Origin of the sequence: Streptomyces spinoverrucosus, from assembly GCF_015712165.1 — a bacterium.
GTDB classification, from domain to species: Bacteria; Actinomycetota; Actinomycetes; order Streptomycetales; family Streptomycetaceae; genus Streptomyces; species Streptomyces spinoverrucosus_A.
In genome coordinates, this window is record NZ_JADPZX010000001.1 from 7654531 (window position 1) to 7671068 (window position 16538).

16 protein-coding genes and 1 pseudogene are annotated in these 16538 nt (G+C 71.5%); 12 read left to right on the forward strand and 5 right to left on the reverse strand.

All coding sequences use genetic code 11. From position 1 onward, the window contains the following. The first annotated feature begins 1 nt into the window (after position 1). The 5 genes and pseudogenes from I2W78_RS34740 to I2W78_RS41775 form a co-directional block, all read left to right on the forward strand. Positions 2–637: a potassium-transporting ATPase subunit C gene (locus I2W78_RS34740; protein WP_196464202.1), complete on the forward strand. Its 636-nt coding sequence runs from the start codon at positions 2–4 to the stop codon at positions 635–637. A 46-nt stretch (positions 638–683) separates the two neighbouring features. Next, positions 684–1367, forward strand: coding sequence for a response regulator (locus I2W78_RS34745; RefSeq protein ID WP_196464203.1), 684 nt, complete (start codon positions 684–686; stop codon positions 1365–1367). A 2-nt stretch (positions 1368–1369) separates the two neighbouring features. Further along, the gene (locus I2W78_RS34750; protein ID WP_230885689.1) at positions 1370–3934 is read left to right on the forward strand and encodes a sensor histidine kinase; all 2565 of its coding nucleotides are present in this window, start codon (positions 1370–1372) and stop codon (positions 3932–3934) included. Positions 3935–4176: 242 nt separating this feature from the next. Beyond that, positions 4177–4800: a hypothetical protein gene (locus I2W78_RS34755; protein WP_374222736.1), complete on the forward strand. Its 624-nt coding sequence runs from the start codon at positions 4177–4179 to the stop codon at positions 4798–4800. A gap of 45 nt (positions 4801–4845) precedes the next feature. Continuing rightward, positions 4846–4890: pseudogene (locus I2W78_RS41775) on the forward strand (hypothetical protein); the annotation flags it as partial. A gap of 234 nt (positions 4891–5124) precedes the next feature. Here the strand turns inward: I2W78_RS41775 and I2W78_RS34760 are convergent. Continuing rightward, positions 5125–5331: a DUF5999 family protein gene (locus I2W78_RS34760; RefSeq protein WP_141311624.1), complete on the reverse strand. Its 207-nt coding sequence runs from the start codon at positions 5329–5331 to the stop codon at positions 5125–5127. 364 nt (positions 5332–5695) lie between these two features. Next, on the reverse strand, positions 5696–6289 hold the full coding sequence (locus tag I2W78_RS34765; protein ID WP_196464204.1) for a hypothetical protein: 594 nt from the start codon (positions 6287–6289) through the stop codon (positions 5696–5698). A gap of 562 nt (positions 6290–6851) precedes the next feature. Here I2W78_RS34765 and I2W78_RS34770 point away from each other — a divergent pair. Together I2W78_RS34770 and I2W78_RS34775 are read left to right on the forward strand one after the other, a co-directional pair. Then, a complete protein-coding gene (locus I2W78_RS34770) occupies positions 6852–8369 on the forward strand; it encodes a glutamate--cysteine ligase (protein WP_196464205.1) in 1518 nt (505 codons plus the stop codon). 105 nt (positions 8370–8474) lie between these two features. Further along, on the forward strand, positions 8475–9275 hold the full coding sequence (locus tag I2W78_RS34775; RefSeq protein WP_196464206.1) for a CPBP family intramembrane glutamic endopeptidase: 801 nt from the start codon (positions 8475–8477) through the stop codon (positions 9273–9275). A 7-nt stretch (positions 9276–9282) separates the two neighbouring features. On the opposite strand, the gene I2W78_RS34780 is transcribed toward I2W78_RS34775, so the two are convergent. After that, the gene (locus I2W78_RS34780; protein WP_196464207.1) at positions 9283–10092 is read right to left on the reverse strand and encodes a PhzF family phenazine biosynthesis protein; all 810 of its coding nucleotides are present in this window, start codon (positions 10090–10092) and stop codon (positions 9283–9285) included. A gap of 205 nt (positions 10093–10297) precedes the next feature. Between I2W78_RS34780 and I2W78_RS34785 the strand changes: the two genes are divergently transcribed. Then, positions 10298–10933 carry a PadR family transcriptional regulator gene (locus I2W78_RS34785; RefSeq protein ID WP_196464823.1) on the forward strand — a complete coding sequence of 212 codons (636 nt, stop codon included), beginning with the start codon at positions 10298–10300 and terminating at the stop codon, positions 10931–10933. A 67-nt stretch (positions 10934–11000) separates the two neighbouring features. Here I2W78_RS34785 and I2W78_RS34790 read toward each other — a convergent pair whose 3' ends face one another. Beyond that, entirely contained in the window at positions 11001–11429 is a 429-nt protein-coding gene (locus I2W78_RS34790) for a type II toxin-antitoxin system Rv0910 family toxin (RefSeq protein ID WP_196464208.1), read from the reverse strand. Between the two features lie 236 nt (positions 11430–11665). On the opposite strand from I2W78_RS34790, the gene I2W78_RS34795 reads away from it, so the two are divergent. The 3 genes from I2W78_RS34795 to I2W78_RS34805 all read left to right on the forward strand — a co-directional run bounded on the left by I2W78_RS34795 (position 11666) and on the right by I2W78_RS34805 (position 14445). Beyond that, positions 11666–12211 (forward strand): Clp protease N-terminal domain-containing protein, encoded by a 546-nt coding sequence (locus I2W78_RS34795; RefSeq protein WP_307783914.1) that lies wholly within the window; start codon positions 11666–11668, stop codon positions 12209–12211. Positions 12212–12289: 78 nt separating this feature from the next. Then, positions 12290–13288 carry an EamA family transporter gene (locus tag I2W78_RS34800; RefSeq protein WP_196464210.1) on the forward strand — a complete coding sequence of 333 codons (999 nt, stop codon included), beginning with the start codon at positions 12290–12292 and terminating at the stop codon, positions 13286–13288. 188 nt (positions 13289–13476) lie between these two features. Further along, positions 13477–14445, forward strand: a complete 969-nt coding sequence (locus I2W78_RS34805; protein WP_196464211.1) for a DMT family transporter — start codon at positions 13477–13479, stop codon at positions 14443–14445. A 39-nt stretch (positions 14446–14484) separates the two neighbouring features. Here I2W78_RS34805 and I2W78_RS34810 read toward each other — a convergent pair whose 3' ends face one another. Continuing rightward, positions 14485–15168 (reverse strand): pyridoxamine 5'-phosphate oxidase family protein, encoded by a 684-nt coding sequence (locus I2W78_RS34810; RefSeq protein ID WP_196464212.1) that lies wholly within the window; start codon positions 15166–15168, stop codon positions 14485–14487. 35 nt (positions 15169–15203) lie between these two features. Here I2W78_RS34810 and I2W78_RS34815 point away from each other — a divergent pair, with 35 nt between their 5' ends. Then, the gene (locus I2W78_RS34815) at positions 15204–16526 is read left to right on the forward strand and encodes an aminotransferase class I/II-fold pyridoxal phosphate-dependent enzyme (protein WP_196464213.1); all 1323 of its coding nucleotides are present in this window, start codon (positions 15204–15206) and stop codon (positions 16524–16526) included. Positions 16527–16538 lie beyond the last annotated feature (12 nt).

Genomic DNA, 16538 nt, shown 5'->3' on the forward strand with positions numbered 1-16538 from the left:
CATGAACAACTCCTTTGTGAACACCGGCCGGTTGCTCGGGGCGGGTCTGCGGGCGCTGCTCGTGTTGACCGTGCTCACCGGCATCCTCTATCCGCTGGCCGTCACAGGCGTGGCCCAGGCGCTGTTCAACAACAAGGCGAACGGCTCGGAGGTCAGGGCGGACGGCCGGGTCGTCGGCTCCTCCCTGATCGGCCAACAGGGCTACAGCCTGGACTACTTCCAGTCCCGCCCCGCCAACGGACTGGGTGAGAACAGCGTCAACACCCAGTACAAGCTGATCCTGTCGGGCGCGACGAACCGCTCCGGTGACAACGCCGAACTCATCCAGTGGGTCAAGGAGGCCAAGGCCAAGGTCATCAAGGACAACTCGACGGCCGACTACAAGGTGAAGCCGTCCGACGTCCCCGCCGACGCGGTCCTTTCGTCCGCGTCCGGACTGGACCCGGACATCTCCCCGCAGTACGCCGACCTCCAGGTCCACCGGGTCGCGGAGCGCAACGGCCTCCCCGTCGCCGAGGTGCGGAAGCTGGTCGACGAGCACATCCAGGGCCGCACCCTCGGCTTCGTCGGCGAGCCCCGGGTGAACGTCCTCGAACTCAACATCGCGCTCAAGGAACTCGTGGCGAAGAGCGGCTGATGACGTTGTCCGGCTCCGGCGGCTCCTACGACTGGAAAGGCGCATTATGACCCGGGTGCTCGTGGTGGAGGACGACCCGCAGCTCGTCCGGGCCCTCGTGATCAACATGCAGGCCCGCCGGTACGGAGTGGATGCCGCCCCCGACGGCGCCACCGCCCTGCGGCTGGCGGCCGCCCGCCGGCCCGACGTCGTGATGCTCGACCTCGGGCTGCCCGACATGAACGGCGTCGACGTCATCAAGGCGCTACGGGGCTGGACCCGCGTGCCGATCCTGGTGCTGTCGGCCCGTCAGGGGTCCGACGAGAAGGTCGCCGCGCTGGACGCGGGCGCGGACGACTACGTCACCAAACCGTTCAGCATGGACGAGTTGATGGCCCGTCTCCGGGCCGCCGTACGCCGCACCGAGGAGATCCCGCTCGCCCCCGAGACCACACTGGTGGAGACGGACGAGTTCACCATCGACCTGCTCGCCAAGAAGGTCGTCCGGGACGGGCACGACGTACGGCTCACCCCGACCGAATGGCATCTGCTGGAGATCCTGGTCACCAACCCCGGCCGGCTGATCGCGCAGCAGCACCTGCTCCAGGAGGTCTGGGGAGTCTCCCGGAGCAACAAGACCAACTACCTGCGGGTCTACATGGCCCAACTGCGCCGCAAACTGGAAGCGGACCCCGCGCACCCCCGTTATCTCATCACCGAACCCGGCATGGGTTACCGCTTCGAAGGGTGAACATGGCACGCGGCAAGCTGCGGATCTACCTCGGCGCGGCGCCGGGCGTGGGCAAGACGTACGCGATGTTGTCCGAGGCGCACCGGCGCATCGAGCGCGGCACGGACTGCGTGGTGGCCTTCGTCGAACACCACGCACGGCCGCGCACCGAGGTGATGCTGCACGGCCTGGAACAGGTCCCGCGCCGGGAACTGCGCTACCGCGACACGGCGTTCACGGAGATGGACGTCGACGCGGTGCTCGCCCGCCGGCCGAAGGTCGCGCTCGTCGACGAACTCGCCCACACCAACGTCCCCGGCTCGCGCAACGCCAAGCGCTGGCAGGACGTCGAGGAACTGCTGGCGGCCGGGATCGACGTGATCTCCACCGTCAACATCCAGCACCTGGAGTCGCTGGGGGATGTCGTGGAGTCGATCACGGGGGTCCGGCAGCGGGAGACCGTGCCGGACGAAGTCGTCCGGCGGGCGGACCAGATCGAGCTTGTCGACATGTCGCCGGAGGCGCTGCGCCGTCGTATGGCGCACGGCAACATCTACAAGCCGGACAAGGTGGATGCCGCCCTGTCGAACTACTTCCGGCCGGGAAACCTGACCGCCCTGCGCGAGTTGGCGCTGCTGTGGGTGGCCGACCGGGTCGACGAGTATCTGAAGCAGTACCGCAGCGAGCACCGGGTGTCGAAGATCTGGGGCTCGCGGGAGCGGATCGTGGTGGGTCTGACCGGCGGCCCGGAGGGCCGCACCCTGATCCGGCGTGCGGCCCGCCTGGCGGAGAAGGGCGCCGGTGGTGAGGTGCTCGCCGTCTACATAGCGCGCAGTGACGGACTGACCGCCGCCTCCCCGAAGGAACTCGCCGTCCAGCGCACCCTGGTCGAGGACCTCGGCGGCACCTTCCACCACGTCATCGGCGACGACATACCGGCCGCGCTGCTGGACTTCGCGCGCGGTGTGAACGCCACCCAGATAGTCCTCGGCGTCTCCCGCCGCAAGACCTGGCAGTACGTCTTCGGGCCCGGCGTCGGCGCGACGGTGGCCCGCGAGTCGGGACCCGACCTCGACGTCCACCTCATCACGCACGACGAGGCGGGCAAGGGGCGGGGCCTGCCCGTCGCCCGGGGCACGCGCCTCGGTGGACTGCGCCTGGTGTGGGGCTGGCTCGTCGGCGTGCTCGGCCCCGTCCTGTTCACCTTCCTGCTGACGAGCGTCGCTCCCGGCGTCGGCCTCGCCAACGACATGCTGCTGTTCCTGACGCTGACCGTGGCAGCCGCCCTGCTCGGCGGGCTGCTTCCGGCGCTGGCCTCGGCGGTCGTCGGCTCACTGCTGCTGAACTGGTACTTCACCCCGCCCGTGCACACCCTGACCATCGCCGACCCCAAGAACATCGTCGCCATCGCGATCTTCATCGGCGTCGCGGTGTCCGTGGCGTCGGTGGTCGACGTCGCCGCCCGGCGCACCCACCAGGCGGCCCGGCTGCGGGCCGAGGCCGAGATCCTGTCCTTCCTCGCGGGTAACGTGCTGCGCGGCGAGACCAGTCTGGAGGCCCTGCTGGAGCGGGTGCGCGAGACGTTCGGCATGGAGTCGGTGGCGCTGCTGGAGCGCGAGAGCGACGTGGCGCCGTGGACGTGCGCGGGCAGCGTGGGCCCGCGTCCGGCCGGGTGCCCCGAGGACGCGGAGGTCGACATGCCGGTCAGCGACCGCATGACGCTGGCCCTGACGGGCCGGGTGCTGCCCGCCGAGGACCGCCGGGTGCTGGCCGCGTTCGCCGCCCAGGCCGCGGTCGTACTGGACCGCCGCCGCCTCCAGGAGGAGGCCGACCAGGCCCGCACTCTGGCCGAGGGCAACCGCATCCGTACGGCCCTGCTGGCCGCCGTCAGCCATGACCTCCGTACGCCGCTCGCCGGTATCAAGGCGTCGGTCACCTCGCTGCGTTCGGACGACGTCGAGTGGTCCGAGCAGGACCGGGCCGACCTCCTGGAGGCGATCGAGGAGGGCGCCGACCGGCTCGACCATCTGGTCGGCAACCTGCTCGACATGTCCCGCCTGCAGACCGGCACGGTCACGCCGATCATCCGTGAGGTCGACCTCGACGAGGTCGTGCCCATGGCGCTCGGCGGGGTCCCCGAGGACAGCGTCGAGCTGGACATCCCCGAGACCCTGCCGATGGTCCATGTCGACAAGGGCCTGCTGGAGCGGGCGGTGGCCAACGTCGTGGAGAACGCGGTCAAGTACAGCCCGGACGGTACGCCCGTGCTGGTCGCCGCCAGCGCCATCGCCGACCGCGTCGAGGTGCGGGTCGTGGACCGGGGACCGGGGGTGCCCGACGAGGCGAAGGAGCGGATCTTCGAGCCGTTCCAGCGGTACGGCGACGCCCCGCGCGGTGCCGGAGTCGGCCTCGGCCTGGCGGTCGCCCGCGGCTTCGCCGAGGCCATGGGCGGCACCCTCAACGCCGAGGACACCCCCGGCGGTGGGCTCACGATGGTGCTGAGTCTGCGGATGGCGCCCGGCCGGGGCGCGGCTGTGGTGGCCCAGGGGCGTACCGATGGCGTCAACGCGCCGTCAACGTCGGCCTGACCGGCGTCAGCATCACGTATCAAAGTGGCCCGGTGCCCCACTTGCCGGGCACAGCGTCGAAGACGAGCCCCGGCCCGCCTCCCCGCGTCCGGGGCCATCACGCCCCGGCAGCAGGGACCGCGCGATGACGACCCTGTACGAACCCGCCGACCTGTCGGTGTGGCCCGCCTCCACCACCGAGCCACGGCAACGCCAAGTCGCCGCACGACCTTTCGACCGCGCTGCGCCTCGGCGTCGGCCGGATCGTCATCGACAGCCCTTTCGGAGATCGCCCGGCCGGCGGCGGTGGGACCGACGGCCACCAGAAGGTCATGGTCCGTGTGGCGCCCGGCATCGGCGCCGGCGGCCACGACAAGATCCGAACCGGCACCGGCGACCAGAAGGTCGGCCTCTCCCTCTGCGACGGCTACGCCCAGCACGCCATCGCCCGCTTCGTGGGCCAGCCGCAGCTCGAACTGACCGGCCTGCACTGCCACCTGGGCTCGCAGATCACCAGCGTCAAGCCGTACCTGGCCGCCGTACGCCGCATGGTCGGCCTGATGGCTCGCCTGCACGACCAGCACGGTCTGATCCCGTCCGAGCTCGACCTCGGCGGCGGCCACGCCATCGCCTACCGACGGGGCGAACCGGCCCTGGATCTCGCGGCTTTGGCCCGCCGGATCCGCGCGGTGCCGGCCGAGGCGTGCACGGCGGCGGGGCTTTCCGTGCCGCGCCTGCTCGTCGATCCGGGCCGGGCGATCGCGGGCCCCGCGGGCATCGCCCTGCACCACGTCCTGGCCGTCAAGCGCACCGGCCCGCACCTGTTCGTCGCCGTCGACGGCGGTATGAGCGACAACTCCCGGCCCGCCCTGTACGGCGTGCTGTAAGCCCCGCGGCTCGTCGGCCGCCCCAGCACGGCACCCACGGCCCGGATGACCGTCGTCGGCCGGCACTGCGAGGCGGGCGACCTCCTGGCCGCCGACGTCGAAGTCCCCGCCGACACACCCCCCGGAGATCTGCTCGCCGTCCCACGTGGCCGGCGCCTACCCCCTGTCCATGGCCTCCGGCTACAACCTCGGGTCTCCCTCGCCGGATGCGGGCGACCACGGGGAGTGACGGGATCCGGACACGCGTCGGGGCCGGTGCGCGGTGGAGTTCGCGTCCGGCCCCAGATGGTCCGGGCGGTGCGCTGGGCGCCGCCCTGGTGGTGCTCAGGCGGCGGTCATCACCTGGCTGCCGGCCGGCAGCCGGTGCGGGGCGATGATCTGGCCGTCCGGCAGGAGCTCACCGGTGTCCTCGAAGAGCACGACGCCGTTGCACAGCAGGCTCCAACCCTGCTCCGGGTGGTGCGCCACGAGTCGGGCGGATTCCCGGTCGGCGGAGTCGGCGGTCGGGCACGGTGGCTGGTGCTGGCACATGGAAGGGATCTCTCGCTCTGTTGTGTCGTTCATGGCCGCCCCCGTTGCGATAAGTCGGTCGAACCCAGTGTTGCCCCACGGACGACATTCCGCAGGGATTTCGCTGCACCGCTTCTTCACAGGTTGATGACGCATCACCCGCGCGGACGGTTCATCCCAACTCCACTGTCCCTTCGGGTGGTTCGGGGTGGCCGGATGGGGCTAGTCCGGACGGGGCGGAACGCGTTTTCCGGCTCCTACGAGCGAATAGGTACTCGTACGAGCGAGTGTCTTTGCTCGTGAGTCAATCAACAACGCACCCCGCCACCGGGGAATCCGGCGGCGGGGTGCGGGAGACGTTCGCTGCGTGATGTCCGGTCGGCTGTCAGGCCGGTGAGCCGAGCAGTGGGGTGGGCGGGGCCGGCGGCACCCGGAGGGTCAGCACCGGGAGCAGTTCGGCGACCCGGTGCGGGCGGTTGGCCGCGATTCCGGGCGGGGCGGGAGCCAGCGGGACGAGCAGATCGGTCGCCGCGGGGTGGCCGGCTACGCCGTCGGAGGCGCAGTCGCCGTGCAGCCAGAGCGTGAGCATGTACAGGCCCGGCACGGACAGCAGGCGCGGTTGGTACGACTGGGTGAGCGTCTCAGCCTGGCGCAGCGCGCGCTCGGTGGAGACGACGTACGGCCCCTCGAAGAAGTGCGAGAACGCCCAGCCGTCCGGCGTCAGCATCGTCTCCGCCGCGGCGACCGCGTGGTCGCCGGAGCGGATCAGGAAGCGCCAGCCGGCCAGTCGGGTGACGGGCTCGCCCTTGGCCGTGATCCGGTCCAGTACGTGGACCGGCAGAGGCAGCTCGGGCGTGACGGGGCCCTGGGCGCTGCGCAGGGCGGGGGTTCGGGCCTCGCGGACCGCGGTGGGGGAACCGAGGGCCGTGAGGACGGAGCGAAGTGCGGGCGCGGGAGCCGGCGGGACATGCAGCGGCATGGTGGGTCGCCTCTCATTCGACAGGCAGGGTGGCGCGAGGGGGCGGGGCGGACGGCGCTGTCAGCTCACGGGGACAGAGAGGCGGGGGCCGGGTCTGCGAACGATGGCGTGGGTGTGAGGCCTGCCGGGCGTGAGCGCGACGACAGTTTCCTCCGACCATGGGCGCCAGCCTTCTGCCCTGTCGACCGAGTTTATACGACATTTGTTCAGCCGGTGTTTCGTCTAACCGCTTCCGGGCACTCGCACAAGAGTTCATTCGGTCGGTGATACGTGGAAATCATCCCGATTCCGGAGGGGGTACACCGCGATGACCTCGGAGAATGCCCGCGCCGCGGTCGGCCAATTCCCGTCGGCGTTTTTCACGAGGCCCTCGACGGCGAAAAGTGCACGCTGCGCCATGCCCGGTGAATGTGCCGCTGATCTTCTTTGGCCGAAGTGACCAGAGTAGCTGTTGGAGGCGTTCACCGGGGGCGTTATGGATCGCTCGGGCTGGGCATCATCCACCCTGACCCGGACACCGGCGGCCGGATCATCGGCCCGCCCACCGAGGAGGGACGCTTCGATGGGGGAGAAGGTCGTGGCGGGCGCGTTCGACCTGTCCGATCGCCAGCGCTACCGCACGAAGCTCCGCCAGTGCCTGCGGGGACTGGAGCGGCTGCTGGAGGAGAAGCGGTTCGATCGACCGAAGAACCTCATGGGGCTGGAGATCGAACTCAATCTCGCCGGCGCCGACGGCATGCCGAGAATGCTCAACGGCGAGGTCCTGGAAAGGATCGCCAGTCGAGACTTCCAAACAGAACTCGCCATGTTCAACCTGGAAGTCAACATAGCCCCCCACCGGCTGGGTGGGCGGGTATTCGACCGGCTCGCGGAGGAACTCCGTACGTCCCTGGCATATGCCCACCGGAAAGCCGGCGAGGTGGACGCCGGAATCGTGATGATCGGCATTCTGCCGACCCTCGAACGGGATGATCTGGTCTCCTCGAACCTGTCCGACGTGGATCGCTACGTCCTGCTCAACGACCAGATCGTGGCCGCCCGGGGCGAGGACTTCACGCTCGACATCGACGGTGTGGAGCATCTGACCTGCACGTCGAAGTCGATCGCGCCGGAGGCTGCCTGCACGTCCGTGCAACTGCACCTGCAGGTCACGCCGGCGCGGTTCGCGGACGTGTGGAACGCCGCGCAGGCGGCGGCCGCCGCGCAGATAGCCATGGGCGCGAACTCGCCGTTCCTGTTCGGCCGGGAACTGTGGCGCGAGTCCCGGCCGCCGCTGTTCCAGCAGTCCACCGACACCCGCCCGCCGGAACTTCAGGCGCAGGGGGTCCGGCCGCGCACCTGGTTCGGGGAGCGGTGGATCGGCTCGGCGTACGACCTGTTCGAGGAGAACCTGCGCTACTACCCCGCGCTGCTGCCGATCTGCGACGACGAGGACCCGCTGGCCGTGCTCGACGCGGGCGGCGTGCCGAAGCTCGCCGAGCTGGTGCTGCACAACGGCACGGTGTACCGCTGGAACCGGCCCGTGTACGGCATCGCCGACGGCGTCCCCCACCTGCGCGTCGAGAACCGCGTCCTGCCCGCCGGGCCCACCATCACCGACGTCATCGCCAACGCGGCCTTCTACTACGGCGTCATCCGCGCGCTCGCGGAGGACTCCCGGCCGGTGTGGACCCGGCTGCCCTTCGAGGCGGCCGCCGCCAACTTCGACGCCGCGTGCCGGTACGGCATCGAGGCGCGCTTCACCTGGCCGCGGCGGGGGCGGTACGGCGGTACCACCGAGGTCGACGCGGTCAGCCTCGTACGTGACGAACTGCTGCCGCTTGCCGAGGCCGGACTGGACGCGTGGGGTGTCGAACCGGCCGACCGGGACCTGTACCTCGGCGTGATCGACGAGCGCTGCCGGCGCCGGGTGAACGGGGCGTCCTGGCAGGTCGCGACCTTCCACCGGGCCCTGGAGGGCGGCATGTCCCGGGACGCCGCCCTGGCCGCTACGACGCGGCGCTATGCCGAGCTGATGCATCAAGGGGAGCCGGTGCACACATGGCCGGTGGGATTGCCGGAGGCTGCGCGGCTGGGGTGAGTGCCGACCCAGGGCACTGAAGCACAGGTGCGTCTGCGAGGCTGTCGGGTGGGATCTTCGTGGCTCGGCGAAGATGTGCGCTGGACTACTCGACTGGAGGCGGGCGTGCAGGGTGAGGTGGGGACCGGGGACGGGGCCGCGTCGGGCGAGGTGCCGTCGCGGCGGGTGCTGCGGGACGAGACCTTGCTCGTGCTCGGTGTCTCGCTGGGCGCCAGCGCCGTGTCCGCGCTCATCAGTTTCGTCGGGTCCGTCACCAAACCGGGTGGGCTGAAGGACCAGGCCGCCACCCTCAACGCCTCGGCCGCGCCCGGCCGCCCCTGGCTCGATCTGGCCTGGCAGCTGTTCGGGATCACCACCGCCCTCATCCCCGTCGCCCTCGTCGCGCACTTCCTGCTGCGTGAGGGGCAGAGCCTCAGAACCCTCGGCTTCGACCGCACCCGGCCCTGGCCGGACCTCGGGCGTGGAGCCGCCATCGCCGCCGTGATCGGCAGTACCGGCATCGCCTTCTACCTCGCCGCACGCGGCCTCGGCTTCAACCTCACGGTCGTCCCCGAGGCCCTGCCCGACGTGTGGTGGAAGTTCCCGGTGCTGATCCTGTCGGCCCTGCAGAACTCGATCGTCGAAGAGGTCATCGTCGTCGGCTATCTGCTGCGCCGTCTCGACCAGTTGGGCTGGACGCCCGGCGCCGCGCTGCTGGCCAGCTCCGTGCTGCGCGGCTCGTACCACCTCTACCAGGGCATTGGCGGCTTCATCGGCAACATGGTGATGGGCGTCGTCTTCGTCTACCTCTACCGCCGCTGGGGCCGTGTCGGCCCCCTGGTGGTCGCGCACTCGCTGCTCGACATCGGGGCGTTCGTGGGGTACGCCCTGCTCGCCGGCAAGGTGGACTGGCTGCCCACGGCCTGAGCAGGTCCTAGGTGAGCAGCTCGCCCTCGATCACTGTCACCGCCCGGCCGCTCAGCAGGGTGCGGTCGCCGCGCAGTTCCGTGCGGACACGGCCGGAGCGCGGCGATGCCTGCAGGCCGGTCAGTTCGGCGCTGCCCAGCCGCTCGGACCAGAACGGGGCCAGCGCGGTGTGGGCGCTGCCGGTGACAGGGTCCTCGTCGATGCCGACGTTCGGGAAGAAGCACCGCGAGACGTAGTCGTACCCGAGGGCCGGGTCCTCGGCGCGGGCGGTGGCGATGATGCCGCGCGTCGAGTGGGTGCCGATGGCCTTGTGGTCGGGGCGCAGGGCGTGCACGGTCTTCTCGTCGGCGAGCTCCACCAGCAGGTCACCGACGTTGGGGCCGGTGTCGAAGGCCGCCAGCGGCCGCGCGCCCAGGGCCTGCGCGAGCCCCTCGGGGACATCGACCGGCGTGAGCGGAGCGGTGGGGAAGTCCAGGGTGATCGAGCCGTCGTCCCGGGGCGACGCCACGAGGACGCCGCTGCGTGTGGCGAACCGTACCGGGCCCTGGTGGACGCCCGTGGTGTGCAGGACGTGGGCCGTGGCGAGCGTGGCGTGACCGCACATCGCCACCTCGGCAGCCGGGGTGAACCAGCGCAGCGCCCAGTCGGCCTCGCCGCCCTCGGGCAGCGGGTGGGCGAAGGCCGTCTCGGCGTGGTTGACCTCCAGGGCCACCTTCTGGAGCCAGTCGTCCTCGGGGAAGGCGTCGAGGAGCAGGACCCCGGCCGGGTTGCCGGCGAAGGGACGGTCGGTGAAGGCGTCGACGATTCGGATCCGCATGGCCATGACGGTAGGGGCCAGGCAAAGCCGCAGACCAAGGCCAATTTGCGATCACTGGACCGTTCTTGGATGCGCTTCCTCTGTGTGAGGTCGTCGGCGAGGCTCTTGCCAGCCGAACTATTGCGATATATCGTTGAGGCATCGCGACAGATCAACGGTAGGTCTGCGCTAGATCAACAAACACGCAAAAGATGGAGTGATGGCAATGCGTAACCACGGATACGAGCGTGGACACGGACACGGTGACCCCCGGCGCGGCCGGGGCGACTTCGACGCGCGGCGTGCGGCCTTCGGCCCCTTCGGTCCGGGCGGGCACGGCTTCGGTCCCGGCGGCCCGGGCGGTTTCGGCGGCTTCGGTCCCGGCCCCTGGGGCGGACGAGGGCGTGGCGGACCGAGGGGAAGGGCGCGGCGCGGTGACGTACGCGCCTCGATCCTGGCCCTGCTGAAGGACCGGCCGATGCACGGCTACGAGATGATCCAGGAGATCGCCGAGCGCAGCGGCGGGGCGTGGAAACCCAGCCCCGGCTCGGTGTACCCCACGCTCCAACTGCTGGAGGACGAAGGGCTGATCGCCAGCGAGACCGAGGGCGGCAAGAAGCTGTTCTCGCTCACCGAGGCAGGCCGCGCGGCGGCCGAGGAAGGCCCGGACGCCCCCTGGGAAGAGGCCTCGCGCGGCGTCGACTGGGAGGCTCTCAGTGAGATCCGCCAGGCCGGCTTCGGACTGATGGAGGCCTTCAGTCAGGTCTGGAAGACCGGCGACAAGGAGCAGCGCGAGAAGGCGCTGACGGTCATCAACGAGGCCCGCAAGAAGCTGTACCTGATCCTCGCCGACGAGGACTGACAGCAGCCGTACGGCACCAAAGGCGCCCCGTGGAGCGATCCACGGGGCGTTCCCCTGTGGCGTGCGTTCAGGCCACCAACCCCGCCAGCTTCCGCAGCGACTCGTTCAGCGCGGCCGTCGCCGAGTCCTTGAGTTTGCCCGCCATCAGGGACACCGCCGCGCCGGTGAACTCCCCGTCGATGCGCACCGTCGTGGCGTCGCCGTCGGGGGTCAGGGTGTAGCGCGTGGCGACGGTCACGGACATCGGGCCCTTGCCGCGGATGGCCAGTACCCGGGCCGGTGTCAGTTCCTCCACGGTCCACTCGACCTCGGCCGGGAAGCCCATCAGCTTCATGTTCTCCTGGAAGGTCGCGCCGACCTCCAGGGTCGTGGGGCCGCCCTTGGGGAAGCTGGTGTGGGTCGCGTTCCACTCCCCGTACGCGGACCAGTCCGTGAGTTGCGCCCACACCTTCTCGGCCGGCGCCCCGATGCGTGCCTCCGCGCTGACTTCGGCCATGCGACCACCTCTTCGTGTCGGGCTTCGGTGTCGCGGAACGTAGCCGCAGGGTCTGCAACATTCAATACTGATGAGTCGTCAGAAAAAGTGGACGCGTTCGGGCGCTCCACCGTCGATACGGCCTGATCTCATCCGTAAGGAGGAGATTCCCGCTCGGGATGTCCGCTCTGTGTGGGACGCGAAAATGGTTCTGGCCGAGGATGACCTGTTCCCGGGGGACTGATGGGGTAGGGGGTGTGCAATACCCCATCCCCCGGCAGCAGGCCGACGAACACTCCGGTGTGGACGACGATGCCAGGCTCAGCGCCGAGCTGGCAGCGGTGGTCGCGGCTGCCCGCAGGCGGGCCGTACGGGACGGGGACCGGCAGATCGACACCGCCCATCTGCTGCACTCGCTCCTGGAGTACGACCCCGACGTGCGCGCCACCTTCGACGGCGAACCCCAGATCGCCCGGCTGCTCGGCTATCTCGTGCAGCGCAGCATCGGCTACGGCCTGCGCTGGCAGAGCACCGTCGAGGACTCCGGCGCGATCCCGGTCGTGACCGGAGTCGCGGGCCACTCGCCGCTGGCCGCCACGGCGATGTCGTACGCCGCGGAGCGCGCCGCCCGCCGTGGCGACGGCCCGGCCCATGGGGTCGATCTGCTCGTGGGGATCGTGGTGGACCCGCGGTCGCGGGCCGTGGAGGTACTGGAGCGTGCCGGGGTGGACGTGCCCGAACTGTTCATGCGGATCGAACACGGCTCGCAGGAGTACGTCGGTGGCGCCGAAGCCGGTGGCTGACCGGGGTCGGGACGTCCAGCCGATGAGACAGGAGTCATCAGGGGTGACGGTCATGTCGTCGCCTGCCATCATGTCCGGGTGCATACGTCAGTCAGCAGTCGGGGCAGCCATGGCAAGGGCGCCGGGCTCGCGCTCGCCCTCGGGTCGGCGGTCGCCTTCGGCGGATCGGGAGTCGCGGCCAAGCCGCTGATCGAGGCGGGTCTCGACCCGCTGCACGTGGTGTGGCTGCGGGTGGCCGGCGCGGCCCTGGTGATGCTGCCGCTCGCCGTGCGCCACCGCGCGCTGCTGCGCCGCCGCCCCGCGCTGCTCGCCGGGTTCGGACTGCTGGCCGTCGCCGGTGTGCAGGCCTGCTACTTCGCCGCGATCTCGCGCATCCCGGTCGGTGTCGCACTCCTCGTCGAGTACCTCGCGCCCGCCCTGGTGCTCGGCTGGGTGCGGTTCGTGCAGCGGCGGCCGGTGACGCGGGCGGCGGCGCTCGGCGTGGTCCTCGCGGTCGGCGGCCTCGCCTGTGTGGTCGAGGTGTGGGCCGGTCTCGGCTTCGACGCCATCGGGCTGCTGCTCGCCCTCGGCGCCGCCTGCTGCCAGGTCGGCTACTTCGTGCTGTCCGACCAGGGCAGCGACTCCGGCGCCGACGCCCCCGACCCGCTCGGCGTGATCGCGTACGGCCTCCTGATCGGCGCCGCCGTGCTGACCGTCGTGGCCCGCCCCTGGGGCATGGACTGGTCGGTGCTCGCGAACTCGGCGCACATGGACGGCACCGCCGTCCCGGCCACCCTGCTGCTGGCCTGGATCGTGCTGATCGCGACCGTCGTCGCGTACGTCACCGGCGTGCTCTCCGTACGCCGGCTCTCCCCGCAGGTCGCGGGCGTGGTGGCGTGCCTGGAGGCGGTCATCGCGACCGTCCTGGCCTGGGTGCTGCTCGGCGAGCACCTCTCGGCGCCGCAGATCGTGGGCGGTGTGGTCGTTCTCGTCGGGGCGTTCATCGCGCAGTCGTCGACGCCCGCGAAGGGATCCGCGGAGCCGGTGGCGGGCGGCGGGCCCGAGCGCGAGTTGTCCGCCCGGGGTACGGCCGCTTAAGCTGCCGATCATGCATTCGGACGCACGCGTTCTTCCGCCTCCGGCCGCCTGAGGCGGGCCCTCCGGACCTCCATGCCCCGCGGTAACCCGCCGGGCGGAACGGTGCTGCCCGCGGAAGACGTCCGCGGACCCCGCTGAGCGGCGGTCCTTCCGATCTTCTGCGCTCTTGCGCAACTGCGGAGAAACGCGTGTCCACTGTTGCTTCCGGCCTGCCCGTCGGGCGAGGCCTCCTTTATCTGATCGTCGCCGGTGCCGCCTGGGGCACCGCGGGCGCCGCCGCCTCACTGGTCTACCGCGCCAGTGACATGGGCTCCGTCGCCCTGTCCTTCTGGCGCTGCGCGGTCGGGCTGCTCCTGCTGCTCGCGGCCCGTCACCTGCGCCCGCGTCCCGGCGCGACCCCCGCCCCGCGCCCGCGAGCCACCGCCGCCCCCGAACCGCTCACCCGCAAGGCCCTCCGGGTCGGCGCCACCGGCCTGGGGCTCGCGGTGTTCCAGACGGCCTACTTCGCCGCCGTGTCCGCCACCGGCCTTGCCGTCGCCACCGTCATCACCCTTGGCGCCGGCCCCGTGCTCATCGCGCTCGGCGCGCGCCTGACCATGGGGGAGCGGCTCGGCCGCGCCGGCGTCCTGGCCGTCACCGGGGCGCTCACCGGACTCGGGGTGCTCGTACTCGGCGGCGGAGACACCGCTGTCCGCCCGTGGGGAGTCGCACTCGCCCTGCTGTCCGCCGCCGGATACTCCGCGATGACCCTGCTCACCCGCTACTGGGGCCGCGACGGCGGCGCCGACGCCTCCGGCACCACCGTCTGGGCGTTCGGGGTCACGACCCTGTGCCTGCTGCCGTTCGCGCTGACGGAGGGTCTGGTGCCGCACACCGCCGAACCCGTCCTGCTGCTCTGGCTGCTGGTCTACATCGCGGCGATCCCCACGGCCCTCGCCTACGCCCTCTACTTCGCGGGCGCGGCCGTCGTCCGGTCGGCCACCGTGTCCGTGATCATGCTGCTGGAGCCGGTCAGCGCGGCGGTCCTGGCCGTCACCCTGCTCGGCGAACAGCTCACCACCGCCACCCTGATGGGCACCCTGCTGATGCTGGGTTCGGTCGCCGGGCTGGCGGTGGCGGAGGCGCGCGCGGCGCGGGCCGAGCCGGCCCTCGGCTGACCGCCCACGGGCCGGCCCCACGAGGGCCGGCCCGTGGGGTCACCGCCCGGTGAGGTAGTCGGGCACCTCGGTGCCCGGCGCCAGCTCGGGGTCCGGGACCGGCGTCCCGTACCCCTTGCGCAGCGGGACCACGCCCGCCCAGTGCGGGAGGGCGAGGTCCTCGGGCTCGTCGTTGACGCCGCCCGTGCGCAGCTTGGCGGAGACCTCGTCGAGGTCCAGGCGGATGACGGCGGTGGCGGCGAACTCCTTCTTGTTGGCGGGCCGGGAGTCGCGCGACCGGCCCGGCACGACATGGTCGACCAGCGCGTCCAGCGCCAGCCGCTTCTCCTCGGGGTCCGCGACGTCGTGGGCGATGCCGTGCACCACCACGGAGCGGTAGTTGATCGAGTGGTGGAAGGCCGAGCGGGCCAGGATCAGGGCGTCGACATGCGTGACCGTCAGGCACACCGGGAGGCCCGGGTCGGCCTGGCCGGTCATCCGCAGCGGGCGCGAGCCGGTCGAGCCGTGCACGTAGAGCCGCTCACCGACCCGGCCGTACAGCGTCGGCAGGACCACCGGAGCGCCGTCGCGGACGAAGCCGAGGTGGCAGACGTAGCCCTCGTCGAGTATCGCGTGCACCAGCTCCTTGTCGTACGCCGCGCGCTCCGCGGAGCGGGTGGGGACGGTCCGGTCGGTCGGGGTGTAGGCGGCGGGTCGCGACGTCGTCTCCTGGGTCCCCTGCATGGCGCTCTCCATTGCACTAGTGCATACTTGGTTTTGTGCTAGGAGAGTATCCGATCAGAGGCCGGGGCGCAGCGGAGATTTCGGCGAGCGTGGAGCGCGCGGTGGCTGCGGGCGAGCTGGGACCTGGGCAACTGCTGCCGCCGTTGCGCGAGTTGGCGTCCCGGCTCGGTGTGAACCCGAACACCGTGGCTGCCGCGTACCGGATCCTGCGTGAGCGCGGGGTCATCGAGACCGACGGGCGGCGGGGCAGCCGGGTCCGGCACAAACCGGCCACCACCGGGCGCGAGGAGATCGGGGTGGACGTACCGGAAGGCGTGCGGGACATGGCCGCCGGGAACCCGGACCCGGCGCTGCTGCCGTCGCTGGCGGCGGTCTTCGCGCATGCGGCGGACCGGGAGCCGGTGCTGTACGGGGACGTGCCCGTGGAGCCCGAACTGGCCCGCCTCGCCCTGGCAGAGCTGGGCGCCGGGGGAGTGCCCGCGGGCCCGATCGCGGTGACCTCGGGATCACTGGACGCCATCGAGCGGGTCCTGGCCGCCCACCTCAAGCCGGGCGACGCCGTCGCCGTGGAGGATCCCGGGTGGGGCGGCCTGCTGGACCTTGTGCCGGCGCTCGGCCTGCGCACCCTCTCCGTCGCCCTCGACGACGACGGACCGCTTCCCGACCAGGTGGATCGCGCCCTCGGTGCGGGCGCCCGGGCACTCGTCGTCACGGACCGCGCGCAGAACCCCACCGGCGCCGCGCTGAGCTCCGCACGCGCGCGTGCCCTGCGTTCAGTGATCCGTCGGCATCCGGCGACCCTGCTGATCGAGGACGACCACGGCCACGGCATCGTCGACCTGCCCCTGCATCCCCTGGCCGGTGTCACCCGGCACTGGGCCTTCGTCCGCTCGGCGGCCAAGGCCTACGGTCCCGACCTGCGGCTCGCCGTGCTCACCGGTGACGAGGTCACGCTGGACCGGGTGCGTGGCCGGCAGCGGCTCGGCCCCGGCTGGGTCAGCCGGATCACCCAGCGGGCGGTGGCACGGCTGTGGGCCGACGGCGCGGTGGACCCGACGGCAGTGGCGGCGGCGTACGGGCGGCGCCGTGGTGCGCTGATCGAGGCGCTCGCCCGGCGCGGGGTGACGGCGTACGGGCGCAGTGGACTGAACGTCTGGATCCCGGTGCCGGACGAGACCGCGGCCGTCGCCCGCCTGCTGCATGCCGGGTGGGCCGTCGCCCCCGGCGCCCGCTTCCGGATGAGCGCCCCGCCCGGCATCCGGGTCACCGTCTCGACGCTCACCGAGGCGGAGACGGAACCGCTGGCCGACGCGATCGCCACCGCCGTCCGCCCGGCGCCGGTGCGCAGCTACGTGTAGGGCGGCGTCTGG

Bases quoted from the DNA above. Each gene is read 5' to 3' on its own strand.
- I2W78_RS34740 (WP_196464202.1), top strand. From the start codon at position 2: ATGAACAACTCCTTTGTGAACACCGGCCGGTTGCTCGGGGCGGGTCTG.
- I2W78_RS34745 (WP_196464203.1), top strand. From the start codon at position 684: ATGACCCGGGTGCTCGTGGTGGAGGACGACCCGCAGCTCGTCCGGGCC.
- I2W78_RS34750 (WP_230885689.1), top strand. From the start codon at position 1,370: ATGGCACGCGGCAAGCTGCGGATCTACCTCGGCGCGGCGCCGGGCGTG.
- I2W78_RS34760 (WP_141311624.1), bottom strand. From the start codon at position 5,331: ATGTGCCAGCACCAGCCACCGTGCCCGACCGCCGACTCCGCCGACCGG.
- I2W78_RS34765 (WP_196464204.1), bottom strand. From the start codon at position 6,289: ATGCCGCTGCATGTCCCGCCGGCTCCCGCGCCCGCACTTCGCTCCGTC.
- I2W78_RS34770 (WP_196464205.1), top strand. From the start codon at position 6,852: ATGGGGGAGAAGGTCGTGGCGGGCGCGTTCGACCTGTCCGATCGCCAG.
- I2W78_RS34780 (WP_196464207.1), bottom strand. From the start codon at position 10,092: ATGCGGATCCGAATCGTCGACGCCTTCACCGACCGTCCCTTCGCCGGC.
- I2W78_RS34785 (WP_196464823.1), top strand. From the start codon at position 10,298: ATGCGTAACCACGGATACGAGCGTGGACACGGACACGGTGACCCCCGG.
- I2W78_RS34790 (WP_196464208.1), bottom strand. From the start codon at position 11,429: ATGGCCGAAGTCAGCGCGGAGGCACGCATCGGGGCGCCGGCCGAGAAG.
- I2W78_RS34810 (WP_196464212.1), bottom strand. From the start codon at position 15,168: ATGCAGGGGACCCAGGAGACGACGTCGCGACCCGCCGCCTACACCCCG.